Origin of the sequence: Actinophytocola sp. (genome assembly GCF_045807065.1) — a bacterium.
Lineage (GTDB): Bacteria > Actinomycetota > Actinomycetes > Mycobacteriales > Pseudonocardiaceae > Actinophytocola.
This window is the reverse complement of the sequence record NZ_JBJMIE010000208.1, coordinates 1-5,817: the sequence shown is the minus strand read 5'-3', so window position 1 is coordinate 5,817 and position 5,817 is coordinate 1. Positions and strand designations below refer to the sequence as shown.

General features: G+C 72.6%; 4 protein-coding genes and 1 pseudogene. All 5 read right to left on the bottom strand.

The annotated features are described in order from the left end of the window. Positions 1-68: 68 nt before the first annotated feature. Positions 69-1,217 carry a flavodoxin-dependent (E)-4-hydroxy-3-methylbut-2-enyl-diphosphate synthase gene (gene ispG / locus ACJ73U_RS12170; protein WP_407777682.1) on the bottom strand — a complete coding sequence of 383 codons (1,149 nt, stop codon included), beginning with the start codon at positions 1,215-1,217 and terminating at the stop codon, positions 69-71. Beyond that, positions 1,214-3,007, bottom strand: a complete 1,794-nt coding sequence (locus ACJ73U_RS12165) for a 1-deoxy-D-xylulose-5-phosphate synthase (RefSeq protein WP_407777681.1) — start codon at positions 3,005-3,007, stop codon at positions 1,214-1,216. Before ACJ73U_RS12165 ends, ispG begins: the two co-directional genes overlap by 4 nt. A 4-nt stretch (positions 3,008-3,011) precedes the next feature. Beyond that, positions 3,012-4,103 carry a hypothetical protein gene (locus ACJ73U_RS12160; protein ID WP_407777680.1) on the bottom strand — a complete coding sequence of 364 codons (1,092 nt, stop codon included), beginning with the start codon at positions 4,101-4,103 and terminating at the stop codon, positions 3,012-3,014. Positions 4,104-4,130: 27 nt separating this feature from the next. Beyond that, positions 4,131-5,111 carry a Gfo/Idh/MocA family protein gene (locus ACJ73U_RS12155; RefSeq protein ID WP_407777679.1) on the bottom strand — a complete coding sequence of 327 codons (981 nt, stop codon included), beginning with the start codon at positions 5,109-5,111 and terminating at the stop codon, positions 4,131-4,133. Positions 5,112-5,178: 67 nt separating this feature from the next. Then, positions 5,179-5,562: pseudogene (gene eno / locus ACJ73U_RS12150) on the bottom strand (phosphopyruvate hydratase); the annotation flags it as partial. Positions 5,563-5,817 lie beyond the last annotated feature (255 nt).

Sequence of the window (5,817 nt, the reverse complement as noted above, 5' to 3'; positions counted from 1 at the left end):
GGGCCTCGTTCAGCCGGTTGGTCCACGAGGTCGGCAGGCGGGACGCCGCGAAGCCGACGTAACCCGGTTCAGCTCACCGTCACGACCGGCGAGCCGGTTTCGGTGACCTCTCCGGCTTCGTCGGCGATGCGCATGGCTTCTTCGATGAGGGTTTCCACGATCTGGTGTTCGGGGACGGTTTTGATGACCTGGCCTTTGACGAAGATCTGGCCCTTGCCGTTACCCGAGGCGACCCCCAGGTCGGCTTCGCGGGCTTCGCCGGGGCCGTTGACCACACACCCCATCACCGCCACCCGCAACGGGATCTCCATCCCCGCCAACCCCGCCGTGACCTCCTCAGCCAACCGGTACACATCCACCTGCGCCCGCCCACACGAGGGACACGACACGATCTCCAACTTCCGCGGCCGCAGGTTCAACGACTGCAAAATCTGGATACCGACCTTGACCTCCTCCACCGGCGGCGCCGACAACGACACCCGGATCGTGTCCCCGATCCCCTGCCGCAACAACGCCCCAAACGCCACCGCCGACTTGATCGTCCCCTGAAACGCCGGCCCAGCCTCCGTCACCCCCAAATGCAGCGGGTAGTCACACTGCTCAGCCAGCAACTCGTAGGCGCGGATCATGACCACCGGGTCGTTGTGCTTCACCGAAATCTTCAGATCATGGAAGCCGTGCTCGGCGAACAACGACGCCTCCCACAACGCCGACTCCGCCAACGCCTCCGGCGTCGCCTTCCCATACTTCGCGAGCAACCGCGGATCCAACGAACCCGCGTTGACCCCGATCCGGATCGGGGTGCCGTGATCACGGGCGGCGGCGGCGATCTCCCGCACCTTGTCATCAAACCGTTTGATGTTGCCCGGGTTCACCCGCACCGCCGCACACCCCGCCTCAATCGCGGCGAACACGTACTTGGGTTGGAAGTGGATGTCAGCGATCACCGGGATCTGCGACTTCGCCGCAATCGCCGCCAACGCCTCCGCATCATCAGCCGACGGACACGCCACCCGCACAATGTCACACCCCGCCGCAGTCAACTCCGCGATCTGCTGCAACGTCGCATTCACATCCGCGGTCACCGTCGTCGTCATCGACTGCACCGACACCGGAAACCCACTACCGACACCGACCCTGCCGACCATCAACTGCCTGGTCTTACGCCGCTCCGCCAACACAGGAGGAGGGACGGCCGGGATGCCCAGTGCGGTCATCGAAGGGTTCCTTCCGGGACGGGGGCGAGCGGCTGGTCGTCGGCGAGGGCCGCGAGGACCGTGTCCGCGATGGTGGCCGCGTCGAGGCCGCAGCGGGTGAGGAGGTCGCCGCGGCCGCCGTGGGGGACGAAGGCCCGTGGCACACCGAGGTTCCGCACAGGGGTCGGGACCCGTGCGTCCGCGCACGCCTGCGCCAGCGCGGTGCCGACGCCGCCGGTCCGCAGGCCGTCCTCGACGGTGACCACCAGGCGGTGCCGTGCGGCGAGGTGCACCAGCGTGGGGTTGACCGGCAGCACCCACCGCGGGTCGATCACGGTCGCGCCGTGGCCGGCTCGTTCCACGGCCGCCGCGGCGGCCAGTGCCGCGGCGGCGGTGGGGCCGGCGGCCACCAGCAGCACGTCGAGCGGGCGGCGTTCCCCGCGGTGGAGGATGTCGAGCCCGTCCATCCTGTTCACCGCCGGGATCGCCGTGTCCGCGGAGCCCTTGGGGAAGCGCACGACCGTGGGCGCGTCGCCGACGGCCACGGCCTCGCGGAGCAGTGCGGCCAGTTCCTCGGCGTCGCGGGGCGCGGCGACGCGCACCCCCGGCACGGCCCCGAGGAGCGCGAGGTCCCACACGCCGTGGTGGCTCGGGCCGTCGGGGCCGGTGATGCCCGCGCGGTCCAGCACGAACGTGACCGGCAGCCGGTGCAGGGCGACGTCCATCAACAGCTGGTCGACGGCCCGGTTGAGGAAGGTGGCGTAGACGCAGACCACCGGGCGCAGCCCGCCCATCGCCAGCCCCGCGGCCGAGGTGACCGCGTGCTGCTCGGCGATGCCGACATCGACGACGCGGTCGGGAAACCGTTGCGCGAACGGGTGAAGCCCCACCGGTTGGCACATCGCGGCCGTCACGCACACGAGGTCCGGCCGCTCGGCGCCGAGCCGGACGATCTCCCTGCCGAACACGCCGGTCCACGTGGTCGTGGCCGGCCCGGGCGCGACACCGGTCACCGGGTCGATGACGCCGATCCCGTGCATGCGGTCGGCGTCGTCGGTCTCCGCGGGGCGGTAACCGCGGCCCTTCTCGGTCACGCAGTGCACGACCACCGGCCGCCGCAGCGCCCGCGCCCGGCACAGCGCCTCCTCCAACGCGGGCACGTCGTGGCCGTCGACGGGACCGAGGTAGGCGAACCCCATGGCGCGGAACAGGTTCTGCGTGCCGGACCCGGCACGCAGGGCGGCGAGGTGGTCGGCGAGACCGCCCACGGTCGGCGCGTAGGAGCGCCCGTTGTCATTGAGCACCACCACACACGGCCGGCCGGACACGCCGAGGTTGTTCATTGCCTCCCACGCCAGGCCGCCGGTCAGCGCCCCGTCCCCGACCACCCCGACGACGGTCCGGTCGTGTTCCCCGGTGAGGGCCCGCGCCCTGGTCATTCCGTCTACATAGGACAATACGGTCGAGGCGTGCGAGTTCTCCACGTGGTCGTGCGGGGACTCGGACCGTGCCGGATACCCGGCGAGGCCGCCGGACCGGCGGAGGTCGTCGAAGCGGTCCCGCCGCCCGGTCAGGATCTTGTGCACGTAGCACTGGTGCCCGGTGTCGAACACGATGCTGTCGCGTGGCGACTCGAAGACCCGGTGCAGCGCCAGCGTCAGCTCGACCACGCCCAGGTTCGGTCCCAGGTGCCCGCCCGTGCGGGCGACCTTCTCTATGAGGAAGGCGCGGATCTCCTCGGCCAGCGCCGGCAACCGCCCGGCGGGCAGCGCCTTCAGGTCGCGGGGGTCGTTGATGCGGTGGAGGAGCATGCCGTCACCCGTCCGTCCGGCCGGCGACGATCGTGTCCGGGTAGGACGTGACACGCGGGCGGGCCGCGAGCAGGTTGCGGTGCAACCGGGCCAGCTCCGCCAGCTCGCACCCGCCGCGCAGCCAGTCGGCGAAGGAGATGCCGAAGCCGAGCCGTTCCCACAGCCGCGCGTTGCGTGCCTCGTGGTCGCCGAACGGTTCCAGCAGCACGACGGGGGTCGCCGCGGCCAGTGAGTCCATCAGCGTGCCGCCGCCCGGCTTGCTGAGCACCGCGAGTGCCTGCCGGGTCAGGTGGAACGCGTCGTGGTGCGCCGTGCCGCGCCGGTACGCCACGAGCCCGTCCGGACGGACCTCGCCGAACGGTGGGAAACCGTCGTCGTGCCAGGGATGCCAGTCCGGGTCGAGCATGAAGTACCGGCGTCCGTCGTCCGCGGCGGCCACGTCGGCGCGCTCGTAGGCGACGACGTCCACCGGGAAACCCTTGGCGGCCAGCTCCTCCGCGTCCGTCGCGTAGGTCCCCATGCCCCACCCGCCGCCGTGCGCGAGCAGCCGCCCGCCGCGCGCCGACCACGGCACGGGTTCGTCGCGGCCGACCGGGATGGTGCGCGCGACCGAGCCGGCCGCCTCCTCCAGCAGCCAGACGTCGTGGTGCTCGACCCGGTCGCGGTCGGCGTCGGGCACCGTCGACACCCCGGCGGCGAACGACGGCGACGCCACCGAGTCGACGTGGCAGGCGTGCACCCGGGTCCCGGGACGCGCCGCCGCGTACCGGTAGGCAGCCGGCTGCCAGAAGCCGGACAGGACGACGAGCAGGTCGACGTCGTCGGCCGCCCACTCCGCGACGAGCCGGTCGGTCGCTTCCTCTCCCAGCCCCACCGCGTTGCGCCCGGCCATCCGCAGGCCCGCCTTCGCGACGCGGAAGTCGCGGTGGAAACCGGTCATCGAGGCGGTGATCCGGTCCCGCCTGTCCGCCGGGAGGTGGCGTTCGAACACGTCCACCCGGGCCGGCGCGCCGGCCTCGGCGAGGCGGCAGGCGAGCAGCAGCCCCGGCACGTGCACCCCGAGGGCCACGCCCGAGGTCAGGATGGCGGTCGACACCGGCGTTTCCCCTTCCACATGACGGCGTCACCAGCCGAGGTGCACGCCGAGCGCGTCCTGGTATGCGGTCTCCATGAGTGCGATCCGTTGCGTGACACCAGGATCCGGGTCCTCGGGTGAGTCGAGCCACGCCATGACCCGGTCGAGCTGCCGCTCGTAGTACGCCTGTGCCGGGAACGACAGCACCCGGCGGGCGCCATGCTCCGGTGTGATCACCAGGTTGAGCGGGAACGGTCCGGCGGCCGGGCGCAGGAAGTTCCGCAGCCGGACCCGGCCCGCCGTGCAGCGGAACTCGTGGTCGGCGCGGTACGGCCCGGTCAGTGCCGCGTGCAGGTCGGCACGCAGCCCGTTCGGCCACTCGAGCGACGCGGTGAACGACAGGTCGACGCCGTGGGGACCGTCGAAGGCGGCCCGGCCGGTGCCGGCGGCCTTGTCCAGCCCCACCGTGCCCTGTAGCGCGTCCAGCCAGTAGCTGGCCGTGTCGTGCAGCGCGCCGCCACCGAGCTCCGGGCGGAAGCGGTAGCCGGCGCGGTCCGGCACCTCGAACGCGATGTGCGAGCGCACCTCGACGAGCGTGCCCAGCTCACCCGCGGCGACGATGTCCCGCACGGCGTCCTGCCACGGATGCCGCGCGGTCATCACCGCCTCGACGACGTGCACGCCCGCCGCCGCGGCGGCGTGGTGTATCCCGTGCAGCTCGCGGCGCCCGAGGCACAGCGGCTTCTCGACGACCACGTGCTTGCCGGCCGAGGCCGCGGCGGCGGCCCACTGCGCGTGCGCGGAGTTGTGCAGGGAGACGTAGACGACGTCGATCCGGTCGTCGGCGAGCAGCGCCCGGTAGGTCGGGTAGGCGAGCGGGAGGTCGTGGGTGGCGCGGAACGCCTCGGCGCGCCCGGGGTCGCTCGCCGCGACGCCGCGTACCCGGACGTCCGACAGCCGCCGCGCCGGCTCGACCACGGCACGTGCGGCGATCGTGGTGGCGCCGAGCAAGCCGATCTCACGAGGCACGGCCCACCTCACCGGCTGCCGGCACGGTGCCGGCGAGCGGTTCGGCGAGCACGGCGTCGAGGGCGGCCTCGAGCCGGCGGTCGTCGGCGGCGGCGCGGGCGACGGCGAGGGAGACACCGAGGATGGCGTTGGCGCCCAGCTGGGCCTTGTTGGGCGTGCCGTCGACGTCGAGCATCGCCTGGTCGACGAGGCGCTGGTCGTCGGCGTCGAGCCCCTCGACGGTCGGGCCGAGGGTCTGGATGACCGCGTCGACCGCCTTCTGGACACCCTTGCCGCCGTAGCGGTCGCCGCCGTCGCGCAGCTCGACCGCCTCGAACGCGCCCGTGGACGCGCCGCTCGGGACGGCCGCACGGGCGAAGGTCCCGTCGTCGAGGAGCACCTCGACCTCGACGGTGGGGTTGCCGCGCGAGTCGAGGATCTCGCGGGCGCCGACAGCTTCGATGGATGCCACGGTGGGGTGCTCCTGGGTCGGGGAAGTGCAGGGAAGTTGCTGCGCGCAGCAGCCTAGTGGCGTCGGACTGCGCTTCCTCGCAGGCCCGGCGCCGGGTGTCCGGGCTCAGCCGGGCTCAGCCCCGCCGGCGTACGGCGTCGCGCAGCGCCTGCTCCGGGTCGATCCCCTCGTCGACGGCCTCGGCCACCAGGGCCAGGAGCTCGTCACCGATTCGTGTGCGGTCTGTCGTGTCCTCCTCGGCTGCCGCCTGCTCGG

Excerpts from the sequence above, each read along its gene's own strand:
- ispG (WP_407777682.1), bottom strand. The coding sequence starts at position 1,217 with ATGACCGCACTGGGCATCCCGGCCGTCCCTCCTCCTGTGTTGGCGGAG.
- ACJ73U_RS12165 (WP_407777681.1), bottom strand. The coding sequence starts at position 3,007 with ATGCTCCTCCACCGCATCAACGACCCCCGCGACCTGAAGGCGCTGCCC.